Origin of the sequence: Massilia niabensis, assembly GCF_042655085.1 — a bacterium.
Lineage (GTDB): Bacteria > Pseudomonadota > Gammaproteobacteria > Burkholderiales > Burkholderiaceae_D > Telluria > Telluria niabensis.
The window spans coordinates 712,214-737,603 of the sequence record NZ_JBHSMU010000015.1 but is presented as its reverse complement, the minus strand read 5'-3'; the positions used below and the strand labels follow the sequence as shown (position 1 = coordinate 737,603).

General features: G+C 64.4%; 27 protein-coding genes. 5 read left to right on the top strand and 22 right to left on the bottom strand.

The features are described from left to right. Nucleotides 1–72: 72 nt before the first annotated feature. The 9 genes from flgJ to flgB form a co-directional block, all read right to left on the bottom strand. A complete protein-coding gene (gene flgJ, locus ACFPN5_RS17745; RefSeq protein WP_379785107.1) occupies nt 73–1,005 on the bottom strand; it encodes a flagellar assembly peptidoglycan hydrolase FlgJ in 933 nt (310 codons plus the stop codon). 10 nt (nt 1,006–1,015) lie between these two features. Further along, nucleotides 1,016–2,137: a flagellar basal body P-ring protein FlgI gene (locus ACFPN5_RS17740; RefSeq protein WP_379785106.1), complete on the bottom strand. Its 1,122-nt coding sequence runs from the start codon at nt 2,135–2,137 to the stop codon at nt 1,016–1,018. Nucleotides 2,138–2,147: 10 nt separating this feature from the next. Beyond that, nucleotides 2,148–2,792, bottom strand: coding sequence for a flagellar basal body L-ring protein FlgH (locus ACFPN5_RS17735; RefSeq protein ID WP_379785105.1), 645 nt, complete (start codon nt 2,790–2,792; stop codon nt 2,148–2,150). Nucleotides 2,793–2,800: 8 nt separating this feature from the next. Further along, a complete protein-coding gene (gene flgG / locus ACFPN5_RS17730; RefSeq protein WP_379785104.1) occupies nt 2,801–3,583 on the bottom strand; it encodes a flagellar basal-body rod protein FlgG in 783 nt (260 codons plus the stop codon). A gap of 64 nt (nt 3,584–3,647) precedes the next feature. Beyond that, complete coding sequence (flgF, locus tag ACFPN5_RS17725; RefSeq protein WP_379785103.1) at nt 3,648–4,388, bottom strand: flagellar basal-body rod protein FlgF; 741 nt, start codon at nt 4,386–4,388, stop codon at nt 3,648–3,650. 183 nt (nt 4,389–4,571) lie between these two features. Then, entirely contained in the window at nt 4,572–6,107 is a 1,536-nt protein-coding gene (locus ACFPN5_RS17720) for a flagellar hook protein FlgE (protein WP_379785102.1), read from the bottom strand. Between the two features lie 31 nt (nt 6,108–6,138). Further along, nucleotides 6,139–6,828: a flagellar hook assembly protein FlgD gene (locus tag ACFPN5_RS17715; RefSeq protein WP_379785101.1), complete on the bottom strand. Its 690-nt coding sequence runs from the start codon at nt 6,826–6,828 to the stop codon at nt 6,139–6,141. A gap of 20 nt (nt 6,829–6,848) precedes the next feature. After that, on the bottom strand, nt 6,849–7,250 hold the full coding sequence (gene flgC, locus ACFPN5_RS17710) for a flagellar basal body rod protein FlgC (RefSeq protein WP_379785100.1): 402 nt from the start codon (nt 7,248–7,250) through the stop codon (nt 6,849–6,851). A gap of 11 nt (nt 7,251–7,261) precedes the next feature. After that, a complete protein-coding gene (flgB, locus tag ACFPN5_RS17705) occupies nt 7,262–7,705 on the bottom strand; it encodes a flagellar basal body rod protein FlgB (RefSeq protein WP_379785099.1) in 444 nt (147 codons plus the stop codon). Nucleotides 7,706–7,864: 159 nt separating this feature from the next. Between flgB and flgA the strand changes: the two genes are divergently transcribed. The 5 genes from flgA (at nt 7,865) to ACFPN5_RS17680 (ending at nt 12,030) form a co-directional block, all read left to right on the top strand. Continuing rightward, complete coding sequence (gene flgA, locus ACFPN5_RS17700) at nt 7,865–8,569, top strand: flagellar basal body P-ring formation chaperone FlgA (protein ID WP_379785098.1); 705 nt, start codon at nt 7,865–7,867, stop codon at nt 8,567–8,569. 114 nt (nt 8,570–8,683) lie between these two features. Next, the gene (gene flgM / locus ACFPN5_RS17695; RefSeq protein WP_379785097.1) at nt 8,684–8,983 is read left to right on the top strand and encodes a flagellar biosynthesis anti-sigma factor FlgM; all 300 of its coding nucleotides are present in this window, start codon (nt 8,684–8,686) and stop codon (nt 8,981–8,983) included. 7 nt (nt 8,984–8,990) lie between these two features. Next, entirely contained in the window at nt 8,991–9,467 is a 477-nt protein-coding gene (locus ACFPN5_RS17690) for a flagella synthesis protein FlgN (RefSeq protein ID WP_379785096.1), read from the top strand. A gap of 145 nt (nt 9,468–9,612) precedes the next feature. Further along, entirely contained in the window at nt 9,613–10,668 is a 1,056-nt protein-coding gene (locus ACFPN5_RS17685; RefSeq protein ID WP_379785095.1) for a M35 family metallo-endopeptidase, read from the top strand. A 243-nt stretch (nt 10,669–10,911) separates the two neighbouring features. Continuing rightward, a complete protein-coding gene (locus ACFPN5_RS17680; RefSeq protein ID WP_379785094.1) occupies nt 10,912–12,030 on the top strand; it encodes a M35 family metalloendopeptidase in 1,119 nt (372 codons plus the stop codon). Between the two features lie 41 nt (nt 12,031–12,071). Here the strand turns inward: ACFPN5_RS17680 and ACFPN5_RS17675 are convergent, their stop codons facing one another. The 13 genes from ACFPN5_RS17675 to ACFPN5_RS17615 all read right to left on the bottom strand — a co-directional run bounded on the left by ACFPN5_RS17675 (nt 12,072) and on the right by ACFPN5_RS17615 (nt 25,169). Next, nucleotides 12,072–12,566 carry a hypothetical protein gene (locus ACFPN5_RS17675; protein ID WP_379785093.1) on the bottom strand — a complete coding sequence of 165 codons (495 nt, stop codon included), beginning with the start codon at nt 12,564–12,566 and terminating at the stop codon, nt 12,072–12,074. A gap of 60 nt (nt 12,567–12,626) precedes the next feature. Then, nucleotides 12,627–13,349, bottom strand: coding sequence for a flagellar motor protein MotD (gene motD, locus ACFPN5_RS17670; protein ID WP_379785092.1), 723 nt, complete (start codon nt 13,347–13,349; stop codon nt 12,627–12,629). Between the two features lie 13 nt (nt 13,350–13,362). Then, complete coding sequence (locus tag ACFPN5_RS17665) at nt 13,363–14,106, bottom strand: flagellar motor protein (protein ID WP_379785091.1); 744 nt, start codon at nt 14,104–14,106, stop codon at nt 13,363–13,365. Further along, nucleotides 14,088–14,816: an RNA polymerase sigma factor FliA gene (locus tag ACFPN5_RS17660; protein WP_379785090.1), complete on the bottom strand. Its 729-nt coding sequence runs from the start codon at nt 14,814–14,816 to the stop codon at nt 14,088–14,090. The genes ACFPN5_RS17665 and ACFPN5_RS17660 overlap by 19 nt, the downstream gene beginning before the upstream one ends. A 14-nt stretch (nt 14,817–14,830) precedes the next feature. Then, a complete protein-coding gene (locus ACFPN5_RS17655) occupies nt 14,831–15,676 on the bottom strand; it encodes a MinD/ParA family ATP-binding protein (RefSeq protein WP_379785089.1) in 846 nt (281 codons plus the stop codon). Continuing rightward, on the bottom strand, nt 15,669–17,096 hold the full coding sequence (gene flhF, locus ACFPN5_RS17650; protein ID WP_379785088.1) for a flagellar biosynthesis protein FlhF: 1,428 nt from the start codon (nt 17,094–17,096) through the stop codon (nt 15,669–15,671). Before flhF ends, ACFPN5_RS17655 begins: the two co-directional genes overlap by 8 nt. Nucleotides 17,097–17,211: 115 nt before the next feature. Then, on the bottom strand, nt 17,212–17,790 hold the full coding sequence (rfbC, locus tag ACFPN5_RS17645; RefSeq protein ID WP_379785087.1) for a dTDP-4-dehydrorhamnose 3,5-epimerase: 579 nt from the start codon (nt 17,788–17,790) through the stop codon (nt 17,212–17,214). 17 nt (nt 17,791–17,807) lie between these two features. Beyond that, nucleotides 17,808–18,677: a glucose-1-phosphate thymidylyltransferase RfbA gene (gene rfbA / locus ACFPN5_RS17640; RefSeq protein ID WP_379785735.1), complete on the bottom strand. Its 870-nt coding sequence runs from the start codon at nt 18,675–18,677 to the stop codon at nt 17,808–17,810. After that, nucleotides 18,674–19,570, bottom strand: a complete 897-nt coding sequence (gene rfbD, locus ACFPN5_RS17635; RefSeq protein ID WP_379785086.1) for a dTDP-4-dehydrorhamnose reductase — start codon at nt 19,568–19,570, stop codon at nt 18,674–18,676. The genes rfbA and rfbD overlap by 4 nt, the downstream gene beginning before the upstream one ends. An 11-nt stretch (nt 19,571–19,581) precedes the next feature. Continuing rightward, complete coding sequence (gene rfbB / locus ACFPN5_RS17630; protein ID WP_379785085.1) at nt 19,582–20,625, bottom strand: dTDP-glucose 4,6-dehydratase; 1,044 nt, start codon at nt 20,623–20,625, stop codon at nt 19,582–19,584. Nucleotides 20,626–20,734: 109 nt separating this feature from the next. Further along, nucleotides 20,735–22,843: a flagellar biosynthesis protein FlhA gene (gene flhA, locus ACFPN5_RS17625; RefSeq protein WP_379785084.1), complete on the bottom strand. Its 2,109-nt coding sequence runs from the start codon at nt 22,841–22,843 to the stop codon at nt 20,735–20,737. Further along, nucleotides 22,843–24,018, bottom strand: a complete 1,176-nt coding sequence (gene flhB / locus ACFPN5_RS17620) for a flagellar biosynthesis protein FlhB (RefSeq protein ID WP_379785083.1) — start codon at nt 24,016–24,018, stop codon at nt 22,843–22,845. Before flhB ends, flhA begins: the two co-directional genes overlap by 1 nt. Nucleotides 24,019–24,197: 179 nt before the next feature. Then, nucleotides 24,198–25,169 (bottom strand): MraY family glycosyltransferase, encoded by a 972-nt coding sequence (locus ACFPN5_RS17615; protein ID WP_379785082.1) that lies wholly within the window; start codon nt 25,167–25,169, stop codon nt 24,198–24,200. Nucleotides 25,170–25,390: the final 221 nt, after the last annotated feature.

Genomic DNA, 25,390 nt, shown 5'->3' with positions numbered 1-25,390 from the left:
CCAAAACTTGAATTTGATGCGCTTGAATCCGGCAGCGCAGCTTGCCGTCATGCCGCAATCGCCGGGCTCTGCTTATGCCAGTGAATTCTTGATAATTCCCGCCAGCTTGGTGGCGTAGTTGGGATCAGTGGCATAGCCGGCGCGCTGCAGGCCCTGCGCGAATGCCGAAGCGTCGCCGGCGTGGTTGAGCACCTTTTCGTAGCGCGGATTGTTGGCCAGCATGCGCGCGTAATCCTTGAACGAATCGGCCGGGGTGTCGTAGGCACGGAACTTCTCGACCTTCTGGCGCGCGTGGCCGTTCACATATTCGGTCGTGACGGCGGTGGCGACCTTGCCCTTCCAGCCCGGGCCGGCCTTGATGCCGAACAGGTTGTTGGCATTGCTGCCGTCCGCATTGCGGATCATGCGCTTGCCCCAGCCGGTTTCCAGCGCCGCCTGGCCAAGCATGAACTTGGCCGGCACGCCGGTCACGGCTTCGGCCGCGGCCGCGTGCCCGCCGAGCTTTTCCTGGAAGGCGCGCACGTGCGGCGCCTGGGTGCGGCCGCTGGCGCTCACGCCGTTCGTCTGCACGGCGCCCTCGAGACCTTTCACGCCTTGCAATGCGCCGAACTTGCCTGGCAGCGCCGGGATGTCGAGCATGCTGGCAGGACCGTTCGTACCCGCTGCGCCGTCCGCGCCAATGGCCAGCGCCTTGGCATCGGTCTGGGCCGACAACTGGCGCACCAGCACGTCGGCCAGGCCCATGCCGCGCTTGGCCATGTTCTGGCTCAGTTGCTGGTCGAGCATCGACGTGAACATCTTGGTCTGCTGGTTATCCATCGGCCCCTCCTGCGGGGTCGCTTCGCGCATGCTCTTCATCATCTGGTTGATGAACAGTGCCTCGAATTGCGTGGCCGCGCCACGGGTGGCGTCGCTCGATCCGGCCTTGGCCGAACGCTTCAGGTCGCCCAGGCCCTGGGTATCGAGCGCGAAGCCGGTCGTCAGGTTCTCTCGGTAGGGAATCATTGCCGCTTCCTTAGATGATTTCGAGTTCGGCGCGCAGCGAACCGGCCGATTTCAAGGCCTGCAGGATCGCCAGCAGGTCTTGCGGGCTCGCACCGATCGAGTTCATGGCCTTGACGACTTCAGCCAGCGAGGCGCCGCCCTTCACCAGCAGCACCTTGCCCGGATCTTTTTTCACTTCCACGGTCGGGGTGGCGGTCACCACGGTCTGGCCGCGCGAACCCGGCGCCGGCTGGCTGACCTGGGTGTCGGCGCCGATCGTCACCGACAGGTTGCCGTGCGAGATGGCGCAGGTGTCGAGTGTGACCGACTGGTTCATCACGACCGAACCGGTGCGCGCGTTCAGGATGACTTTGGCGGCGGCCACGGCCGGCTTGACGTCGATGTTTTCCAGCAGGCCAATGAAGCTGACGCGCGCATCCGACGAGGACGGGGTACGCACCCGGATCACGCGGCCGTCCAGGGCCGTCGCCGTACCGGCACCGAACTGGTCGTTCACGGCCGTCACCACGCGGCTGGCAGTGGCGAAATCGGTCTGGTTCAGCTCCAGGCGGATCTGGTTGTTTTCGCCGAGGGTCGAGGGCACGGCGCGTTCGACCGTGGCGCCTGCCGAGATTTTGCCGACCGACAGGTGATTGACTTGCACCTGGGCGCCACCGCCCCCGGCGGAGGCGCCAACACCTCCAACTAGCACATTGCCCTGGGCCATGGCATACACCTGGCCGTCGGCGCCATGCAGCGGCGTCATCAGCAAGGTGCCGCCGCGCAGGCTTTTGGCGTTGCCGATCGACGAGACCGTGATGTCGATGTTCTGACCCGGCTGGGCGAAGGCCGGCAGCGAGGTCGTGACCATCACGGCGGCGACGTTTTTCAGCTGCAGCTGGCCGGTCGGCGGCAGGTTCACGCCCTTTTGCTGGAGCATGGCAATGATCGACTGCACCGTGAACGGGGTCTGGCTGGTCTGGTCGCCGGTGCCGTCCAGGCCCACGACGAGGCCATAGCCCGACAACTGGTTCTGGCGCACGCCGGCGATGCTGGTCATGTCTTTCAGGCGCTCGGCGTGGGTCACCGAAGTAGCGAGCACGAGGGTGGCGAGGATGGCGCCGCGCACCAGCATCAGGGGAATAAAACGCATGTTCAGATCCTTAAAACGGCAGCAGCGACTGGAAGAAGCGCGACATCATCGAATTGACTTCGGCGCGGTCGATCCGGCTGTTGGTGCGGTATTCGACGCGGGCGTCGGCAACGACGGTCGAGGACACGACATTGCCGTTCTGGATGGTGTCCGGGCTGACCAGCCCCGAGAAGCGGATGAACTCGATGCCCTTGTTCATCGCAACCTGCTTTTCGCCGGCGACGATCAGGTTGCCGTTGGACAGCACTTCGGTGACGGTGACGCCGATGGTGCCGGTGAAGGCATTGCTCGCCGTCTGGTTGTCGCCGTCCTTGAATTCGATGCCGGATTCAAGCGCGACATTCGCGCCCAGTCGCGATTGCAGCGGGCCCGGCAGGCCGAAGCTGGCGCTGCCCGACTTGTTGCCCGAGCTGGTGCCGGCCTTGTTGGCGGAGGTCTTCTCGACGATGTTGATCGTGAGCAGGTCGCCGATCTGGCGCGCGCGGCGGTCTTCGAACATCGGACGGTAGCGCGCGGCGTTGTAAATGGCGCCGTCGGTCGGCGGCGCGACTTCGGCCAGGGCCGGGCGCGCGCTGCGCGTTTCCTGCACGATCGTGGTCGGGGTGGTGCCGCAGCCGGCGAGGGCCAGTACAGCAAGGAAAGCGAGTTTTTTCATGGGTCGAGTTACAGCTGGGCCAGCTTCGCCAGCATCTGGTCGGACGTGGTGATCGCCTTGCTGTTGATCTCGTAGGCGCGCTGGGTCTGGATCATGTTGACCATTTCCTCGACCACGTTCACGTTCGAGGTTTCGACAAAACCCTGCATCAGGACGCCGGCGCCGTTGGTACCCGGGGTGTTCGCGTTCGGGTTGCCTGACGCGGTCGTTTCCAGGTACAGGTTTTCGCCGCGCGACTCCAGCCCGGCTGGGTTCACGAAGGTCATCAGCTGCAGGTTGCCGACCTGCGTCGTCGCCGTGGTGCCGGCCACCTTGATCGAGACGGTGCCGTCGCGGCCGACCGTGATCGACTCGGCATTGGCGGGAATCGTGATCGGCGGCTGCACGGCGTAGCCGCTGGAAGTGACGAGCTGGCCATTGGCATCGGTCTGGAAGGAGCCGTCGCGGGTATAGGCCTGGGTGCCGTCAGGCAGCAGGACCGGGAAGAAACCCGAGCCGTTGACCATCACGTCCTTCGAGTTGCCCGTCTGCTGGGGATTTCCCTGGGTGAAGATGCGTTCGGTCGAGACGGCGCGCACACCGGTGCCGAGCTGCAGGCCCGATGGCAGGTTGGTTTGCTGCGACGACTGGGCGCCCGGCTGGCGCACGGTCTGGTACAACAAATCCTCGAAGACGGCACGCGAACGCTTGAAGCCGTTGGTGCTGACGTTGGCGAGGTTGTTGGTGATGACATCGAGGTTGGTTTGCTGTGCCTCGAGGCCGGTCTTGGCGATATACAGCGAACGAATCATGGGTTTCTCCTATTGGCAGCAGCCGAGAGGCGCCACGCACAATAGAATTATGCTGGAGAAACACTTAATTCAAAGCAAGGATCTGACCGGCTTTCGCGGCGTTATTCTCGGCGTTCTTCATCAGGCTCATTTGGGTTTCGAACGAGCGCGCCAAGCCAATCATGGCCACCATCGCATCCACCGCATTCACGTTGCTGCCTTCCAGAGCGCCACCCGCCACCCGGACCGTGGGGTCGGCCTGGGCGCTTGCGCCATCTTTCAGCCGGAACAGGCCATCGTCGCCGCGCACCAGGTCCTGCTCGGGCGGGTTCACCAGCTTGATGCGGCCGAGGATCACCGGCGCTGCCGGGCGCTCGGCATTCGACACCGTGGAGATGGTGCCGTCACCGCCAACCGTCACCGTCACGTCCGGCGGGATCGTGATCGGGCCGCCCTCGCCCGCCACAGTCACGCCGGCAGTGGTGGTCAGCACGCCGTTCGGGCTCATTTGCAGGGCGCCGTTACGGGTATAGGCTTCGCTGCCATCGGCGTTCTGCACGGCGATCCAGCCCGGGCCCTTGATGGCAACGTCGAGGTCGCGGCCGGTCAGTTGCAGCGGGCCGGACGAGAAGTCGGCGCCGACGGTGTTGTTGACAACAAAGGCGCGCGTCGGCAGGCCTTCGCTTTGCACGGGCACGGCGCGGAAGGTGTCGAGCTGGGCGCGAAAACCCGTCGTGTTCAGGTTCGCCAGGTTGTTCGAGGTCGTGGCCTGCTGCTCGAGGATGTGCTTGGCGCCGGAGGCGGCGGTGTAGATTAAGCGGTCCATTTGTTTTCCTTGTCGTGCCAGATGCTGTTCTAGTGCCGTGGTACGCGGTTTTTCGTTGAACGCGTGAGCGGCGGAGCCGCCCACCCTACGTCCCCGATCATCCGTATCGATAAACGTAGGGACGTAGGGTGGACGGGTCTCCCGCTCACGCGTTCAACCATCCGTTGGTCAATCGCTCAACGATTAACGCAGATTGACGAGCGTCTGCAACACCGAATCCTGCGTCTTGATCGTCTGCGCATTCGCCTGGTACACGCGCTGCGCGGTGATCATGTTCACCAGTTCCGCCGTCAAATCGACGTTCGAGGTTTCCACGGCCGACGACTGCAGCACGCCGAAACTGCCCGAATCCGGCACACCGACCAGCGGCGTGCCCGAATCGGCCGACTCGGCCCAGGCGTTGTTGCCGAGCGGTTCCAGGCCATTCGGGTTGGCGAAGTTCGCCAGCACGATCTGGCCCAGCGGCTTGCTTTGGCCGTTGCTGTACTGGCCGAGGATGATGCCCTCTTCGCCGATCGAGAAGCGCTGCAGGTTGCCGGCGGTGTAGCCGTCCTGCATCAGCTTCTTGTCGCTGGTCGAGGTGCCGTACTGGGTGGTGCCGGTAAAGGCAACTTCCATTTTCTGGGTCGGGTCGGAACCGGTGGACGGGAAGATCGGCAGTTCGATGTTGAACTTGCCGCCGTTCGCCGTATCAACCGCATTCAGCGCGCCGTTCTCGTCGAAGCGCAGCGTGCCGACCGGCACCGCGGGCACCTTGACCGCATTGGCGATCGCCTTGTCGACCTGGTCCACCGAGTAGCCGGCCACGCGCGCCGCATCGCTACCGGCGGTAACGATTGCCGCCTGGGCGGCCGCATCGGCGCCTGCGCTGCCTGCCGCAGCAGCGACCATGCTCGAGGCCGCGCTGGCATAGGTCGCCAGCGCTGCCGAGATCGTGGCTGCCACCGGCGGAATCGCCTTGGTCGCCGCATCCCATGCGGAGCGCGCCGCGTTCACGGCCGCAAATTCGGCGGTCTCGCCTTGCGCCGCCTGCGCCACTTTCAGGTTCGTGATTTCGGTGCCGTCGTTGGCCGCGTAGACGTCCCAGGTGCCCGAGCCGTTCTTCACGTAGAAGGTCGACAGTACGTGCGGGTTGCCGAGCGTGTCGTACACGTCCACCGGTGACTGCTTGTTATAGGTGTTCGGGTCGCCCGCGTCGAACGGGTTCACGGCCGGGGCAGCGGCACGCGAATCGAGGTTCATTTCGATGCCGACCTTGGTGGTCGAGACCGGTTTCAGGTCGGTGGTGCTGATCTGCACCGGGATCGGGGCACCGGCCAGCACCTGGCCATTGGCGCTCACGCCATACCCGGTCAGCTTCGCGCCTTGCGCGTTGACCATGAAGCCCTCCTTGTCGAGGGCGAACTGGCCATTGCGCGAATACTGCACCATGCCCGAGGTCACGGTACGGAAGAAGCCCTGGCCGTTGATGGCGACGTCGAGCGAGTTGTTCGAGGATTCGATATTGCCCTGGGTGAACTGCTGGGCGATGTTCGCGACCTTGGTACCGATACCGGCCGTCATGCCGCCGGCGCCGTTGAGCGAGCTGGCGTAGACGTCGGCAAACTGCGCCTGCGAGCCCTTGAAGCCGACCGTGCTGGCGTTGGCGATGTTGTTACCGATGACGTCCAGCGATTTCGCTGCGCCGTTCAAGCCGCTGAGGCCTTGTTGGAAGGACATGTGATTCTCCGTGAATAAGGTTCAGTACGGTTTAAAGGACTTGCTTAATGTCGGCCAGGGTAATCGCCCCCTTGCCGGCGAGGTTCAGCTTCACGCCGTCCTTCGAATTCGTGCTGACGCTGGCGACCATGTCGAGCGTCAGGGCTTTCACGTCGGTGAGCGGCTGGCCGCCCCGTGTAGCGGCGACGCGGAAGCTGTACTTGCCGTCGGCCAGCGCGGCGGCGTCGATGGCGTCGCTGCTGCCGTCCCAGGCCAGCGGCACCGCGCCCGCTTCGCTCGCGCCGAGGTCGATCGTGGCCACGTCCTTGCCGGTGCGCGGATCGGTGACGATCACCTGCACGTTGTCGGCAGCGGTCGCCAGTTCGACGCCGAAGACCGACTTGCCGTTGGTAAGCGTGAGGTTGTTCCCTTCGACCAGCACGCCGTGCCCGATCAGGTTGGTGGCCTGCATCGCCTCGGTCGACTGATAGCTCGACTTCAGCGTTTCCAGCGTTTCGTTGAGCTTGTTGACGCCGGTGACGGTCTGCAGCTGGGCCAGCTGGCTGGTCACCTGGGCGTTGTCGAGCGGATTCAGCGGGTCCTGGTTCTTGAGCTGGGTGACGAGCAGGGTCATGAACTTGTCGGTGTCGGCCTGCACGCTGTCGGTCGACTTCTTCTTCACGTTCATTGTCGACATCAGGTCGTTGATCGACGTGCTGGCGTCAGGATTTACGGTGGACATGGAATGCCTTACTTATTTAGTTATTGACCCAGGGTCAGGGTCTTGAGGAGCATGCTTTTCGCCGCATTCATCGTTTCGACGTTGTTCTGGTAGGAGCGCGAGGCCGACAGCATGTTCACCATTTCGTCCACCGGGTTCACGTTCGGCATCGTCACATAGCCTTTTTCGTCGGCCATCGGGTGTTTCGGGTCGTAGACCTGCTTCATCGGCGAGGCGTCGTTGACGACTTCCTTCACCTTGACGCCGGTGCCGCCGGTGGCCATCGGCACCGCCTCGAAGACGACCTGCTTGGCGCGGTAGGCTTCGCCGGTGGCGGAGGTGGCGCTGTCGACGTTGGCGAGGTTGCTGGCGACGGTGTTCAGGCGCTGGGCCTGGGCGCTCATGGCCGAGCCGGAGACGTTGAAGATATTAAATAACGACATAATTATTGACCTTATTGACCGCTCTGGATCGCCGCCATCAAGCCGCGGATCTGTGCGTTGATCATCGTGATGCCCGCTTCGTAGCGCAGCGCGTTGTCGGCGAACTGGTTACGCTCGACATCCATGTCGACCGTATTGCCGTCGACCGCGCCCTGGATCACGCCGCGGTACAGCACCGGCGTGCCGTCCGGCAGGGCCTTGCCGTCGGCGGCAGGCTGGACGTGCGACTTGTTGGTGGCGGCGAGCTGGCCGGCGCCGGTTGCACCCGGATTGGCTCCGCCGGCATTGGCTCGCGCCAATGCCCCCTGCATGGCGCTGGCGAAATCGATGTCGCGCGCCTTGAAATTCGGGGTGTCGGCGTTGGCGATGTTGGACGCGATGAGTTCCTGGCGCTGGGCGCGCAGGGACAGCGCCGTTTCATTGAACCGTAGATAGTTGTCGAGTTTGTCGATCATGCCGCCTCCGGGCTGATTTCTTGTTGGGACAGCGTGAATCATACGTTTGAGCAACACTCGCCCATCGATTGATCAGGCGTGCCAAACCCCGGCTATTCAAAGTTTCACTACGGCATCAACCCGCTAAGATGGCAGTCATTACGAAAGGGCTTTCCTGCCATGTTCAAGACATTCAAGCTATTTACGCTGCTGCTATTGGCCGCGCCAGTGGCCTACGCCGCCTCGCCCGCATCGAATGCAGCACGCCAGGACGGCGCCGCGCTGCGCAAGGTCGCCGAACAGTTCCTGCAAACGCAAAGCGCCGGGCTGCCGGGCAAGGTGACGGTGAAAGTCGGCGCGGTCGACCCGCGCCTGTCGCTGGCCGCCTGCCCGGCGCCCGAAGCCTTCCAGCAGCCGGGCGCCCGTCCCTGGGGCAAGACCACGGTCGGCGTGCGCTGCACGGCGCCCGTGTGGACGATGTTCCTGCAGGCGCAGGTGAGCGTCGTCGCCGATTACGTCACGGCAGCCGTGCCGCTTGCACAGGGCCAGGCGATCGACGCGAGCCAGCTTGCCACCATGCAGGGCGACATCGCCGCCATGCCGAACGGGATCATCACCGACATGGCGCAGGCCATCGGGCGCACGCCGACCGTGTCGCTGCCGGCCGGCACCCCGCTGCGGCTCGATTCGCTCAAGAGCAAACCGGTGGTGCAGCAGAACCAGGCCGTGCGCATTATTTCTCGTGGAGAAAACTTCTCGGTCTCGGGCGAAGGCAAGGCGATCGGCAACGCCGGCGAGGGCCAGGTGGTGCAGGTGCGCACGCCGCGCGGGGCGATCATCAGCGGCACGGCGAGGAATGGCGGTATTGTGGAAGTAACACTTTAGTTAACAAGCAATTAAATTTCTCTATTTAGCGATCCGCGCTAAAGTTTGTCGACGAAGAGCCGTTACAGACTGCAGATCCCGGAGTTCCTGCTCCGAACAGAGAAGGATAATGCTGTGAAAATTAACGATACCCTCAAAGGCCCCCAGGGTCTTCAGCAACCGAATACCACGGCAGCTAATGCCAAGCAGGCCGAAAAGGCCGCGGCAACGGCTGCTCCAAGCCAGACCCAGACCGACAGCGTGCGCCTGTCGTCGGCAGGCGGCGCATCCAGCACCAGCCAGGTGTTCGATGCCAAGAAAGTTGAACGTATCAAGCTGGCGATTGCCGATGGGCAGTTCCAGGTGAATTCAGAAAGGATCGCGGACGGTCTGTTAGACACCGTGCGCGACCTGCTCCACTCACGTAACAGATAATCACCCAATGAGCTCCATGACCAGTCCCGGCACGACCCTCACTTTCGAACACGAGCGTATTGAAGCGCTGGTGGAACTGATGAAGCAGGAACAGCAGTTCCTGGTGTCGGCCGATGCGGACGGACTGGCGCAACTGACCCCACGCAAGGTGGCGCTGGTGCAGGAGCTGGCGCAACGCTCGCGTGAACGGCATGCCGCGCTCAGCCGCGCCGGTTTCGAGCCTTCGGAAGCGGGCATGGAACCATGGCTGGCGGCGCAGGCCGACGAAGCGGTGCGTTCCACGTGGACGGCATTGCTGGCACAGACCCTCGAAGCGAAAGAACTGAACCGCGTGAACGGCATGCTGATCAACCGCCAGATGGCGCATAACCAGACCGTGCTCAACGCGCTGCGCACCCCGACCGGCGGCGCGGACCAGGCCCTGTATGGCGCGAAGGGACAGACCTTCGGCAGCGGGCCGTCGCAGCGGTTTGTCGTGGGGTGAGTTTCAAGCTTTGTTGTATGGATGACGGCCGCTGATGCGGCCGTTGCTGTTTTACAGGTCGGCACGGACATATTGCCGCAACGCAAGCTCAACAGGTAGAAACACGCCCACAGTATTCCTCAGTCATCACCCGACGGAGGAATCCATGCACCGCACCCCCATCCACATCGCCGCCTGCACCCTGCTGCTGGCCACCACCCTTTCGAGCCAGGCTGCCGGCGACATCGCCGTCAGCATCACCCCCGACCGCGCCGCGCTCGGCAAGCGCGACGAGGTGCTGGTCACGGTCACGCTGACCAACACCGGCAGCACGCCGGAGCGCCTCCTGAAATGGCGCACGCCCTTCGTGGCGCCGGAAGCCGCGCTGTTCGACATCACCCGCGACGGCCAGCCAGTGCGCTACCTCGGCCGCAAGGTCAAGCGCGCGGCCCCGGTCGAAGCCGACTATATCGGGCTGGCGCCCGGTGAAAGCCGCAGCGCCCGCGTCGAATTGTCCAGCACCTATGACATGGCCATCACCGGCGCTTATGCGGTGCGCTACCGCGTCCCCGCCCTGGCCACGGGCGCCAAGGCAGAGGCCGGCAGCACCCGCGACGGCGGACCGGTCCGCTCGAACACCGCCGCCATCTACATCGAGGGCCGCATGCCGCGCGGCGCCGCCTCCCCTGCCCTGGCGGCCCCGACAGGCAGCGGCCTGAGCTACGCCGAATGCTCGAACGCCCAGCAGGACACCATCGCCAGCGCCATGACGGCCGGTACCGCCATGGCGGCCGGCGGCCTTGCCTACCTCACCAGCGGCAAGGAGCAGGCCCAGCGTTACACCAACTGGTTCGGCGCCCTCGATGCCGCGCGCCAGGGGGCTGTGACGAAAAACTTCACGTCCATCAAGGACGCCTTCGAAACCAAGCCGGTGAAGGTGAACTGCGGCTGCAACGAGGATTACTTTGCCTACGTCTACCCGGCCCAGCCCTACACGATCTACGTCTGCAAGGCGTTCTGGACGGCGGCGCTGACCGGCACCGACTCGATGGGCGGCACCCTGCTGCATGAGCTGAGTCACTTCGACATCGTCGCCGGCACTGACGACCACGTCTATGGGCAGTCGGGCGCGGCCGACATGGCGCGCACGGCGCCGGAGCGGGCCATCAACAATGCCGATTCGCACGAATATTTCGGGGAGAATTCGCCGCCGCTGAATTAACAAGGCAGTTGCCTGCACCCGCGCTAGCACGGCATTGCGCCGAACGCTAGCGCACGATTGAAGAAAATGCACGACTGTTACGTTTTCGCAAACCAGCGATGACCCTATCTGAAATGCATTGCTACCAGGCCATGAATTGATCAGTATGGTTGCGTTTTCGTTAGATCGAGGTCAACTTTCGAGCGGAAACTTGTAAAAGAATGGCCGGCACGGTCACGACAACACATACAACGGAGAAGTCACATGAGCTGGAACAGCATCCTGAAATCAGCACTCGGTATCGCAGCCCTGAGCGTCGCAGTCGGCGCCCAGGCAGGGTCGTACGGTGTGAGAGTCACGGTCATGCCGGAAAAGGCGGCGCTCGGCGCGAGCGAGGACGTGTACGTCAACGTCACCCTGACCAACACCTCGTCTTCTCCGCAATATGTATTGAAGTGGCGCACGCCGTTCGAAGGCCTGTCCGCCCCGCTGTTCGACATCACCCGCGACGGCGCGAAAGTCCCTTACACGGGCGCCCTGATCAAGCGCGCCAAGCCGACCCAGGCCGACTATTACCTGCTGAAACCGGGCGCCTCGCACACCGTCAAGGTCGAGTTGTCGGCACTGTACGACCTGAGCGTAACCGGTGACTACGCGATCCGCTACCGCGCCGCCTCGCCGGACCTGTTCCTGGGCAACAAGAACGGCGCGAATGCCAATGCCGCGGCTGCCAGCGCGGCCGGCGGCGACATCGGCCAGCTCGAGTCGGAAGCGGCCTCGCTCTACATCGAAGGACGCCTGCCGCGCGGTTCGGACTCGCCCATCATGCAGGCGCTGAAAAGACCGGATGCCGGCGGTGGCCTGCCCGCGCCGGCCGGCCTGAGCTATACCAACTGCACCGCTTCGCAGCAGAGCACGGTCGCTTCCGCGATCTCGGCCGCCAAGACCATGAGCAACAGCTCGGTCACCTACATGGCCAAGACCACGATGGGCCCGCGCTACACGAAGTGGTTCGGCACCGTCACCTCGACCCGCCAGGCGAAGGTCAAGGCCAACTTCACCGCGATCAAGGATGGTTTCGACAACAAGAACGTCGTCGTGGATTGCGGCTGCAAGCAGAGCTACTACGCCTACGTGTACCCGACCCAGCCGTACAAGATCTACGTCTGCCGCGCCTTCTGGAATGCGCCAATGACCGGCACCGACTCGAAGGGCGGCACCCTGGTGCATGAAATGAGCCACTTCGACGTCGTGGCTGGCACCGACGATAACGTCTACGGCCAGAGCGGCGCGGCCAGCCTGGCGATCAGCGATCCGAACGCGGCCGTGGCGAACGCCGACAACCACGAGTACTTTGCCGAGAACACCCCGGCATTGAACTAGGACTGAACTGAACGGCCCTCAGCGGCCGCTCAGCGGTCGGCTCATTGGCCTGAATACACGAACGAGACGGGCCTGGCGGGAAACTCCGTCAGGGCGTCGAGCTTCCTGATATCGGCCAGCACCGGGCCGGCATAGCCAATGTTATAGCTGTGCCGGCCCTTCTTGAACGCGTAGGTCTGCGTGATATCAATCGTGTTCATCAGCATCTTGCCCGGCTCCAGGGCCTGGTAATCCCCTGCCGTCAGCGCCGCGCGCTTGACCATCTTCCCGGTATAAGCAATCGGCCTGTTGCCGAAGTCGCGCAGGTCGAAACGGCGCCCCGTCAATTCCTTCTCCGCCAGGATTTCACGCGGAATCCAGACCGTGCTGCGTCCCTGGTTAATCACCGTCAGCTGTACCAGGACGCGGCCGTTCGGTGTTTCAATGTCGATGCTGTGCTTGACGTCCACGGTCGGTTCTCCGGCGGCGCCCGCCAGCGCGGGCAAGAGGCTCGTCGCACCAAGGAGCGCGGCCAGAAGGAAGGGTCTGCGATGCATTATCGACTCCGTATGGTTGTGTCACGCATTGTGCGGGCGCAGCCGGGAAAAGCCAAGGGTTCACGGGGTGGACGCCAGGATCGTCACCGCCACCCGCCGGTTCCGCGCCCTGCCCGCTTCGTCCGTATTCGGCGCGACCGGCAGGTTGGCGCCGTGCCCCACGGCAGTCAACCTACCCTCGGCAATCCCGCCTTCGATAAACAGGCGCACCACGCTGCTTGCGCGCACGCTCGAGAGTTCCCAGTTCGATGGGTAGGCCGGATTCGCGATCGGCAGGTTATCGGTATGGCCCTCGACTTCGATCGCATGCGCGTCGTTCTTCAGGAGCCCCGCCACGGTCCCGAGCGTCGCGCGGGCGTCCGTGCCAAGCGCCGCCTGCCCTTCCTGGAACAGCACGCTGGCATTGATGTCGACTTTCACGCCCTGCCCGGTCTGCGTGATGCGCACCTTGCCATCCTTCACCAGCGGCGCCAGCGAGGCATTCAGCTGGCGCGCCAGCGTGTCCAGTCGCTCGCGCTCGCGGCGCGCCGCCTCCGCACGCTTGCGCGCGATCAGGTTGGTCAGGGGAAGCGTTTCGATGGTGGAGCTGGCCTGCGGCGTTTCCGGCCTGCCGCCGAAGGCGTCACCCAGGGCGTCCGACAGGGCCCGGTACTTGCCGGTGTTGACGACGGAAATGGCGTACATCACGACGAAGAAGGCAAACAGGAGCGTGATGAAGTCGGCGTACGAGATCAGCCAGCGGTCCTGCTGTTCGCCTCCGTCGTCGTATTTCTTGCGCGCCATGGTTAGCGCCCCACTAGCGTCGCGCTACCAGGCTGGCCACGCGTTCCTCCACCAGGCGCGTGTGGTTGCCGCTCGCCAGGTCGTGAAACACTTCGGTCAGGATTTCGTACTGCACCACCTGGTCCGACACGATGGCTTTGAGCTTGTTGCCGACCGGGAGGAAGAACAGGTTCGCCAGCCCCACGCCGTACACGGTCGAGACAAAGGCGACCGCGATGCCGGAACCCAGGCGCGACGGGTCGGACAGGTTTTCCATCACATGGATCAGGCCCAGTACCGCGCCCAGGATGCCGATCGTCGGCGCGTAACCGGCGGCGGACTCCCAGATGCGCGCGGCCTGGCGTTCGGCGAATTCATAGGCGGTAACTTCGGTTTCCAGCAGGGCGCGCAGCTTGTCCGGATGGATGCCGTCCACCACCAGGCGCAGGCCTTTCTGGACGAACAAATCCTTGGTTCCCATGTACTGCTCGAGCGCGAGCAGCCCGTCGCGCCGTGCCGTATGGCTCCATAGCGCGATCTCGCGCGAGCGCGGCTGGCGCGTATCCTGGGGCGGGAAGAAGACCCAGCGCAGCATGCGCATGCCGCGCCGGAAGGTGCGCGCCTCGGACTGCAGCAGCACGGCGCCAAACGTGCCGACGACGACGATGGCGAACGCCGCCGGCTGGAACAGCGACGACAGCCGGCCGCCGTCGAGGCTATGCCCGACGAAAAGGCCGATGACCGCCAGCGCCAGGCCGATCAGGCTGGCGAAGTCCACAACTTTTCCTTGAGCGAAGCGCGCAGGCGGGCCACGGCTTGCGTGTGCAGTTGCGACACGCGCGACTCGGACACGCCCAGCACGGCGCCAATTTCCTTCAGATTCAGTTCTTCTTCGTAATACAGGCCCATCAGGATCTTCTCGCGCGGCGGCAAGCCGTCGATGGCGGCAATCACGGCCTGGCGGAAGTCGGTGTCGAGCAGCGCGCGCAGCGGGTCGTCGTCATCGACCGCGTAACGGTCGAGGAAGCTGTCGTTGCCGTCGTCGTCATGGAAGTCTTCGTAGTACACGAGCTGGTGGCCGCCGCCCTCGAACAGCATTTCCTGGTAGTCGGCGAGCGACACGTCGAGCGACTTGGCGACCTCGGTTTCGGTCGGCGGACGGCCGAGCTTCTGCTGCAGCATCGTCATCGCCGACTCGACCTTCTTCATGGTCGAGCGCGTGCTGCGGGGCAACCAGTCGTTGCTGCGCAACTCGTCGACCATGGCGCCGCGGATGCGCAGCACGGCATAGGTCTCGAACTGGGCGCCGTGGTTGTCCTCGTAGCGGTTGATGGCGTCCAGCAGGCCCATCATCCCGGCCTGGATCAGGTCATCCACCTCGACCGATGGCGGCAACTTGGCCTTCATCTGGTGCGCCAGGCGCTTCACGAGCGGGGCGTGCTCGGTGAGCAGGTGGTTCTTGTCCGCTTTCCCTTTGACGGTATACATGCTTGTTCTTTTTCTCAGGAACCTAAATGCGCGCCGCTCTGACGCTCGAATCGTCGAAACAGGGCGAGGTCCGGCGCTGCAAAGCGGCCGGCCAGCTCACGGAAGGCCACCGACGCCCCGGCCAGCGGGAAGGCATCCACCACCGCACGCCCGAGGCGCGCGGCGCGGTGCAGGTATTCGTCGGCGGGCACCGAGCCCATCGAAGTCAAAGTTACCGCAAGGTAACGACTTGCTGCTGCCGACATATTATCGTAAACCACCTTCGCCTCCGCCTCGGTGGCCCCGGTGACCAGGATGCCGAAGGGACGGCGCCCGAATTCCTGGGCCAGGCGCTTGATCAGCGAGTAGGCGTTGGTGATCGAGGTAGCACTAGTGGAAACCTGCACCACGATTTCCGACTCGGCCAGTACCGGCACGGCAAAGCTGCCGTCGCGATGGAGTTCGCCATCGACGATGACGATGCCGCCCTGCCCTTTCACCAGCACATCGAAGGCTTTCGCCAGGCGGCGCGCTTCATCGGTTCCCGCGCCGGGCGTGTCGCCGTCGCGCGACAGCAGCGCCACCGAAAAACCCTGGGGCGCGCTTTGGACGACCTGGTTCAGGGCGCACTCCTGGCGCGCGACCTGCAACAGGCCGGCGTGGCGTTCCAGCTCGAGGCGGCGCGCGACGCCATAGTCGCGCGTGGTGGCGTCGACGATCAGCACTTCATTGCCGGCCTGCGACAGCGAGGCGCCCAGGTTCACCAGCATGGCGCCCTTGTCGTCGCTCGGGGTGGCGGACAGGAAGGTCACGACACGTGGCTTGGGGCCGGCCAGCATCCGGCGCAGGCCTTCGGCCTGGTCGAAATCAAAACTAGCCAAAGCGCACCCCACCCAGGCTGTCGTCGCGGTTGCCGCAGTGGGCACCGGCGCCGGCCATCATCAGCGGCAGGTCGGCGTCGTCGAAGGCGGCGGCGGCCTCGCGGCGGCTGCGGAAGGCGCGGTCGATCAGCATCGCGCGGTCGGCCAGGTGCAGGTCTTCCGGCACGCGCTGGCCGTTCGAGATGTAGTGCAGATTCAGTTTCTGGCGAATGACAACGTCCAGCACGTTCCCGATCGATGCCGCTTCGTCGAGCTTGGTCATGATGCAGCCGTGCAGGCCGCTGCCCTGGTAGGCGCGCACGACTTCGGCCAGGGTTTCGTTGGTGGACGTCGCGTTCAGGCACAGCAGGCGCTTCACGTCGGCGCCCGAGCCCTGCAGCATGGCGACCTGTTCGGTCACCATCTGGTCGCGCTGCGACACGCCGATGGTGTCGATCAGCACGGTGTGCTTGTTGCGCAGCTCTTTCAGGGCGATGCGCAGGTCGGCTTCGTCTTTCACCGAGTGCACCATCACGCCCAGGATCTTGCCGTAGATCCGCAGCTGCTCGTGGCCGCCGATACGGTAGGCGTCGGTGGTGATCAGGGCCAGCTTTTCCGGCCCGTGGCGCATGACGCAGCGCGCAGCCAGCTTGGCGGTGGTGGTGGTCTTGCCGACGCCGGTCGGGCCGACCAGGGCGAACACGCCGCCCTTGTCGAGCAGGTTGTCCTCGTCGGCCATCGTCGTCAGGTTACGGGCCAGCACCGTCTTGATCCAGCGCATCGCCTCGGCGGCGTCCTTGTTGGCCGGCATCTTGTCGACCAGGTAGCGTGCCAGCGACGCCGAGAAGCCGGCGGCGAGCATCTCGCGCAGCACGGCGGCCTTTTGCGGCTCGCGCTGGGTGGTGGTACCCCAGGACAACTCGGCCAGCTGGGTTTCCATCAGGCCGCGCATGGCGCGCAGCTCGTGCATCATGCCGCTCATCTCCTGCGCGGCCGATTCCTTGGCCTGGGCGATCGCGGCCGACATCATCGACGTCATTGCCGCCATGTCGAAGCCTGGTTCCAGCTGCGGAGCGCGGCGGTTGGCGTAGCCGTGTTCGGCGGCGAATTCAGTTTCCGGCTGCGGCAGCGGAGCGCGGCGGGTGGCGTAGACGTGTTCGGGTGCGGAGACCGGCGCGGGTGCGCTGCTGCGGCGGTTCACGAAAGCGGGCGCTTCCGGTTCGAACGCATGCAGGTGATCCAGGCGCGGCTGCGGCTGGGCCATTTCCGAGTCCGGGCTGGGTGCGGCCAGGGAAGCGACGTCGTCGTTGTCCAGCGCGAGGATCTCGACCACGCCGTCGACCGGACGGTTCGAAAGGATGACGGCGTCGGGTCCGAGCGCGTCGCGCACCTTGCGCAAGGCTTCCCGGGATGTTGCCGCTGTAAATTTCTTCACATTCATCTTATTCTCCGCACTGCTTGTTCAATTCATGTCGGGACGATATTGCCCGTTTACAGAAGAGATTATTGACGATGCCGTGAAGCAACCATCGGCGGAAAAGGATGGGGAAAGTGGGCTAATTCGATTTAGGTGATGGAAGGAGCCAGGCAAACGTTTCCACCGCACTCAAGGGCAATGCCTTCGCATCCTTGTCCGCCAATTGCGGCGCAAATGCAATCGGCCATGCGATACCGATGTCCGGGTCGTTCCACAGGACGGTGCGCTCGAACTCGGGATACCAGTAATCGGTCGTCTTGTAGAGGCATTGCGCGCGCTCGCCGAGGACGACGAAACCATGGGCAAAGCCCGGCGGTATCCACATCTGGCGCCGGTTTTCCGCGCTCAACACTTCGCCCACCCATCGCCCGAAGGTGGGTGAGGAGCGCCGCAGGTCGACCGCGACATCGAATACGCTGCCTTCGATTACGCGGATCAGTTTCCCTTGCGGGTGGGAAATCTGGTAATGCATGCCCCGCAACACCCTGCGGCCTGACAGGCTGTGGTTGTCCTGCACAAAAGTTGTCTCTACCCCGGTCGCCGCGGCGAATGCACGGGCATTGAAGCTTTCGACAAAAGAGCCGCGATCATCCTCGAAGACCTGCGGCACGAGTACCAGCACGTCGGCAATGGCGGTCGGTATAACGTTCAATGGCATGGGCGCCTCATTTCAGCTTATTTCAAGATACTGAGCAGGTAGCGGCCGTAGCCGCTTGTCGCCAGGGGCGCGGCGAGCGCCTCCAGGGCCGCAGCATCGATCCAGCCCTGGCGATAGGCAATCTCTTCAGGACAGGCAACCTGCAGGCCCTGGCGCTTTTGCAAGGTGGCGATGAAGCTCGCTGCTTCCAGCAGGCTGTCGTGGGTGCCGGTGTCGAGCCAGGCATGGCCGCGTCCCATGATCTCGACGTTCAGCAGACCTAAGTCGAGGTAACGCCGGTTGAGGTCGGTAATCTCGAGCTCGCCCCGTGCCGAGGGCCGCAGTTCGGCAGCCAGGTCGCAGGCCTGGCGATCGTAGAAATACAGCCCTGTGACGGCATAGCTCGATTTTGGCAACGCCGGCTTTTCCTCGATGCTGACCGGGCGCTGGTCCTTGTCGAAGTCGATCACCCCATATCGCTCGGGATTGCTCACGTGATAGGCAAAGATGGTGGCGGCCTCGATTCGCGCGTGGGCCGCGGCAAGCGGCTTGACGAGGTCGTGCCCGTAGAAGATGTTGTCCCCTAACACCAGCGCGCTGGGCGCGCCGTCGATGAAATTCTTGCCGAGAATGAAGGCTTGCGCCAGGCCGTCGGGACTGGGCTGTTCGGTATAGCGGATGTCCATGCCCCAGCGGCTGCCGTCGCCGAGCAATTGCGCAAACAGCGGCAGGTCGTGCGGCGTACTGATGACCAGCACCTCGCGAATGCCGCTCAACATCAGCACGCTGAGCGGATAATAAATCATCGGCTTGTCGTACACCGGCATCAGCTGCTTGCTGATCGCCTGGGTGACCGGGTACAGGCGGGTACCGCTGCCACCAGCGAGGATGATGCCCTTGCGTTTCACCATAAGTCACTTTCCAGAATCTGTTGCAGCACGTGTTGCACACCCTCTTCCCACGGCGGCAGGCGCAAGCCGAACGTCGTGCAAAAGAGCGCCGTATCGAGGCGCGAACTGCGGGGACGTTTTGCCGGCGTCGGGTAGGCCTGCGTGTCCAGGGCCCGCACGCCGTCGGGGCCTGCTTTCAAGGGCTTGCCTGAGGCTCGCGCCTGGCCGAGTACGAAACGCGCGTAGTCATACCAGGTCGTCGTGCCGCCCGCCGCGACATGATAGGTGCCGAACGGAAGATCCTGCCTTTGCCCATACTGGCGCAGCAGATGGGCGCACAGGTCGGCCAACAAGGCTGCCGGGGTTGGTGCGCCATGCTGGTCCGCCACCACCCCGAAGGCGTCGCGCTCCCTCCCCAGGCGCAGTACGGTCCTGGCGAAGTTGCGGCCGTGCGCACCGAGTACCCAGCTGGTACGCAGGACCAGGTGGCGCGCGCAGGCGTCACGCAGCGCCAGTTCGCCCTGGTACTTGCTGAGCCCATAGACATTGCACGGGTCCGGCATATCGCGCTCGGTATAGGGCCGCTCCTGCTCGCCGCTGAATACATAGTCGGTCGAAAAATGCAGGACCAATGCGCCAGCGCGCGCCGCCTCTTCGCCCAGGACGCGCGGGGCCGCAGTGTTGACGGCGAAGGCCTCCGCCTGGTCGGACTCTGCCTTGTCGACCGCCGTATAAGCCGCGGCGTTGACGATCACGTCCGGGCGGACCGCGCGCACCAGGGCGCGCAGGGCCGCCTCGTTTGCCAGGTCACAGGAAGCACGGCCGACTGCCGTCACGCTAGCGAGCGGCGCCAGCGCGCGCTGCAGCTCGAACCCGACCTGCCCGTCCTTGCCCGTCAGTAGGATCTTCATGCGATGCCTGCCTATGCGCCTGCTTGCCGATAGCTGCCGTCGGCCACCCTGCCTACCCATGCGCGGTGATCAAGATACCATTGCACCGTCTTGCGCAGGCCGGTCTCGAAACTTTCCGCCGGCTGCCATCCGGTAGCGCTGGTCAGTTTCCCGGCATCGACGGCATAGCGGCGGTCGTGTCCGGGCCGGTCTTCGACGAAGCGTATTTGCCCACGGTAGGGTGCGCCGCCGGCACGCGGATGGAGCTCATCGAGAATAGCGCACAGCGCCTCGGCCACTTCGAGATTGGTGCGCTCGCTGCTCCCGCCGATATTGTAGACCTCCCCTACCGTCCCATTGGCAAGTACAGAACGCAGGGCCGTGCAGTGGTCCTTTACATACAGCCAGTCGCGTACCTGCCGGCCATCTCCATAGATGGGCAATGCCTCGCCTGCGAGTGCGCGCTCGATACACAGGGGAATCAGCTTTTCCGGAAACTGGTAAGGACCGTAATTGTTGGAGCAGTTGGTCGTCAGTACCGGCAAGCCATAGGTTGCGTAATAGGCGCGCACCAGGTGGTCGCTTGCCGCCTTGCTGGCCGAATAAGGACTGTTGGGCAGATAGCGGTTCGTTTCCTGGAAGGCCGGGTCATCATCGAGCAGCGAGCCGTAGACCTCGTCCGTGGAAATGTGGAGGAAGCGGAACCGGCGCCCCTCCGGCTCGGGCAAACCGTCCCGATACGCGCGCGCAGCCTCCAGTAACTGGAAGGTTCCGAGCACATTCGTCCGCACGAAGTCCTCCGGGCCGTCGATACTCCTGTCCACATGGCTTTCGGCCGCAAAATGGATGATGGCGCGCGGCCGGTGGCGCTGCAGGAGCTCCGCGACCAGTGCACGGTCGCCGATATCGCCGCGGACAAAACAGTGTTCGGGCCTGCCCTGCAATCCGGCCAGGTTGTCGAGGTTGCCCGCATAGGTCAGCTTGTCGAGGTTCACCACCGGTTCGGCCGACTGCGCGAGCCAGTCAAGCACGAAGTTCGCACCGATGAATCCTGCCCCGCCCGTTACCAAAATCATCTGCCACTCCTCACGATCGCCCGGTCGCTCTGCAAGCGATACGCGGATTATACGTGGCCGGCCGGGACTGCAATGGGAGTGGCAATGCGCCAGGGCGCCCTGCCGTCGATTACCCTGCCCCCACCAGGCTCGTCACCCGAATCGTCTTCGTCTCCGGGATTTCCGAATGCGACAGCACCTTCAACTGCGGCAGCGCGCGCCGCAGGAAGCGCGACAGCAGCACGCGCAGCGGACCCGGCACCAGCAGCACCGGCGTATGCCCCATCGCCTCCTGCTGCTGCGCCGCGTTGTGCGCCTGCTGGGCGATGGTGTCGGCCAGGCCCGGCTCGATGCCGGTACCATCGCCGCCGGCGCCCAGCGCCTGCATCAGCAACCGCTCGAGGCGGTTATCCAGCGTCATCACGCTCAGTTCGTTGGTGCCCGGGAACAGCTGCTGGACGATGGCCCTCCCAAGTGCAATCCGTACCAGGGCGGTCAAATCGCCCGGATCCTGGGTGCCGTTCGAATGCTCAGACAGGGTCTCGATGATGGTGCGCATGTCGCGGATGTGCACGCCTTCCAGCAACAGGTTCTGCAGCACTTTCTGCAGCGTCGCCAGCGATACTACCTTCGGCACCAGGTCTTCCACCAGCTTCGGCGTGTCCTTGCCCAGATGGTCCAGCAATGCCTGGACTTCCATGCGGCCCAGCAGTTCCGAGGCGTGCATCGTGATCAGGTGGTTCAGGTGGGTCGCCACCACGGTGCCGGCGTCCACCACGGTATAGCCCAGGTTCTGCGCCTCGTCGCGCAGACCGGCATCGATCCAGACGGCCGGCAAGCCGAACGCCGGGTCGGTCGTCGCCTGGCCCGGCAGCGTGCCGCTGGCCATGCCCGGGTTGATCGCCAGGAACTGACCGTTGATCGCCTCGCCGCTGCCCACTTCCACGCCCTTGAGCGTGATGCGGTAGGCCGACGGTTTCAGTTCCAGGTTGTCGCGGATGTGCACCGGCGGGGCCAGGAAGCCGACTTCCTGCGCGAACTTCTTGCGGATGCCCTTGATGCGCTTGAGCAGCTCGCCGCCCTGCGCCTTGTCGACCAGCGGGATCAGGCGGTAGCCCACTTCCAGGCCGAGCGTGTCGACCGGCATGATGTCCTGCCAGGTCGCTTCTTCGGCCTCGGTGGTGCCGCTGCGCCCGGCGCTGCCCGCCGCTTCTTCGGCAGCGGCTTCGGCCTCCCTCTGCGGCGCCGCCCTGGCCCGCTTGGCCAGCAGGTAGCCGCTGCCCCCAAGCACGGCGCCCAGCAGCAGGAACACCAGGTTCGGCATGCCCGGGATCAGGCCCATGCCGGCGATGATGCCGCCGGTGATGTACAGCACTTCCGGCTTGGCGAACAGCTGGCCCATCATCTGGCCGCCGATGTCCTGGTCGTTGGCCACGCGCGAGACCACCATACCGGCCGCGATCGAGATGATCAGCGATGGAATCTGCGCCACCAGGCCGTCGCCGATGGCCAGCAGCGTGTAGGTTTTCGCCGCGTCGCCGACCGACATGTCGTGCTGCACCACGCCAACGATCAGGCCGCCGATGACGTTGATCAGGGTGACCATGATGCCGGCCACCGCGTCGCCCTTGACGTATTTCGAGGCACCGTCCATGGCGCCATAGAATTCGGCTTCCTGCGCCACCTCCGTGCGGCGCTTGCGCGCTTCCGGCTCGGTGATCATGCCGGCGTTCAGGTCGGCATCGATCGCCATCTGCTTGCCCGGCATTGCGTCCAGGGCGAAGCGCGCGCCGACTTCGGCGATACGGCCCGCGCCCTTGGTGACGACGGTGAAGTTGATGATCGTAAGAATGACGAACACGACGATACCGACCGTATAGTTACCGCCGATCAGGAAGTGGCCGAAGGCCTCGATGACCTTGCCGGCCGCCGCGCCGCCGGTGTGGCCTTCGGTCAGCACGATGCGGGTAGAAGCCACATTCAGCGCCAGGCGCAGCATGGTCGACACCAGCAGGATCGCCGGGAAGGCCATGAAGTCGAGCGGGCGCACCGTGTACAAGGCGGTGAGCAGGATGATTACCGACAGCGCGATATTAAAACTGAAGAACAGGTCGAGGACGAAGGCCGGCAGCGGCAGGATCATCATCGCCAGCAGCAGGATGATCAGGACCGGCGCGGCCAGGGCGCTGCCCTTCGCGCCCATGCCGTTCAACCAGGCCGGCAATCTCAAACTGTTCATCAATGTGCTCCGTTATTCGTATCAGGGTTGGCCTGTGAGGCCGGGTTCAGCGGGTCCATCTCCGGCGGCACCGGCAGTTTGGTCGGGCGGTCCGGGTACTGGCCGCCGGCCTTGCTGTAATTGCGCAGCTGGAACACATAGGCCAGCACTTCGGCCACCGCCGAGTACAGCTTTTCGGGGATTTCGTCGTCGATCTCGGTGTGCTTGTACAGCGCACGGGCCAGGGCCGGCGCTTCCAGCAGCGCGACCTTGTGTTCCTTCGCCAGTTCGCGGATCTTGGCGGCAACCTCGTCGGCGCCCTTGGCGACGACGCGCGGCGCGCCCTGCTGGCCGTCGCTGTACTTCAGGGCGACGGCGTAGTGGGTCGGGTTGGTCACCACGACGTCGGCAGTGGGCACATTCTGCATCATGCGGTTGCGCGCCATTTGCCGCTGCATCTGGCGAATCTTGGCCTTGATCTGCGGATTGCCGTCAGACTCCTTCGACTCCTGGATCATTTCCTGGCGCGTCATCTTGAGCTTGTTGTTGTAATGCCAGACCTGGTAGGGGGCGTCGATCAGGGCGATCAGGCCGAGCGAACCGACGATGAACAGGAAAGCGCGCGCCATCAGGTCGGCCACGTGGCCGGTGCCGGCGCCAAGCGGCTCGACGGCCAGGCCCAGCACCGCTTCCTTCTGGCTCATCAGGACGACCCAGGCGACGCTGCCCACCAGCAGGGTCTTGGCGATGGCTTTCAGGAATTCGACCATGGCGTTGGCGGAGAACATATTGCCGAGGCCACTGATCGGATTGAGCTTCATGAAGTTCGGCATGAAGGCTTTCGAGCTGAAGTTGAAGCCGCCGATCAGCAGGGGCGCAGCCAGCGCGACGAGCATGATGGCGAACGCCAGCGGCAGGCAGGCCAGCATCACGCCGCCGACGTCGTTGGCGATGCGCTCGAGCAGGACATTCGGATTGTAGATTTGCTCGCGGTCCAGGGAGAGGCCCGACTCGAGCGCGGCGGACAGGCGGCCGACAAGGCTGCCGCCGGTCATCCACAGGCCGGCGCCGGCCGTGATCAGGACAGCGAAGGTGGCGAGCTCGCGCGAACGGGGAACGTCGCCGTCCTCGCGTGCTTTCTCCAGTCTTCTGGGAGACGCGTCTTCTGTCTTTTCCGCGCCGCTGTCTTCCGCCATGTCCCGCTCCGTTGTTTACGTCAATTCGCACAAGATCGAATTATCGCTGCTATTGCCGTACGGCTATAAGCAAAACAAGGAGGGAAAGCCCCGTCAATTCGGGCCGAACGGCACGGGAACGGGAAAAAAGCGGGGGTGTGGGCCGGTTCGCCAGGCAGGCAAGCGGCGCCGCGGAGGGGTCAAGCCCGCAACGAGGCGGTTTCTGCGTCGCTATTGTCCAGGCTGACGTTGCGTGCCGGGGGCCGCGTCGCGCGGCGACGGCGGGCACGTGAAGCGGACGCCACGTACCAGTAGAAGGCCAGGTAAAGAGCGAAGCTGGCGAGCGTCGCCTGCGTCAACGCGCCTGAATCGCGCGGTGCACTCACCGCCAGCAGCGCCGGCACTGCGGCCAGGATCCACGAGAACGGCGAGACCAGGGCATTGCGCATCGGCGCACTGAACTTGCGGAAATAGCGGCCGGCGATCGCAATTTTCACTAGGCTGTGCAGGTGGCAGCTGTCGGGCCGGCCTGGATGCCGGCGGCACCACAGGCGGCGCACGATCGTGAACACGGTCTCGAAGACCGGATAGGCGCAGGCCAGCAGCGGCGCCCACGGCGACACGTCCGGATTGCGGTGGACGAGCATCACCGCCAGCCACGCCAGCAGGAAGCCGAGCAGGTAGGCGCCACCGTCGCCGAGAAACAATTTTCCGAACGGGAAGTTCACCAGGAAAAAGCCGGCCGTGACTGCGCACACGGTAAAGCAGAGCTGGGCCAGTTCGACGTCGCCGCACTCGAGGGCGATGACGCCGAGCGCAGCCAGGCCGATGATGACGGTGCCGCTCGCCAGGCCATTGAAGCCGTCGATGATGTTGACGGCATTGGCGAGACCGCCCACGGCAAACGCCGTGAACAGGACCGACAGCGGCAGCCAGGCCAGCGCCGCGTCGAGGAAAGGAATGCCGGTGGCGACGATGCTCGCGCCGGTAAGCACCCAGCAGGCCGCGCCGCTGGCCATGGTCGCGACCAGGCGCGCACCGATCGACACGCGCCGCGTCATGTCTTCCGCAATACCGAACAGGAACGCCGGGGCCGCCGCGGCCAGGAGGGGCGCGAGCAGGGCTTGCTGCGACGGGCTCGAGACGGCGCAGGCAAAGATCAATCCGAGCATGATGGCCAACCCGCCGATACGGGGGGTGGGGACGCTGTGGAATTTCTGAATGCCACGCGTTGCGTCCAGGGTGAACCTGCCATGCCAGCGTGTTGTCGCCACGAGCAGCAGGGAACACACCAGCGATACCGTCAAGCCAATTTCGAAGGCAATGTATTGGGTTTCCACAAGATCCGTAATGACACTTCTATAAGCGCCGAATTCTATCGCATTTCTCATGA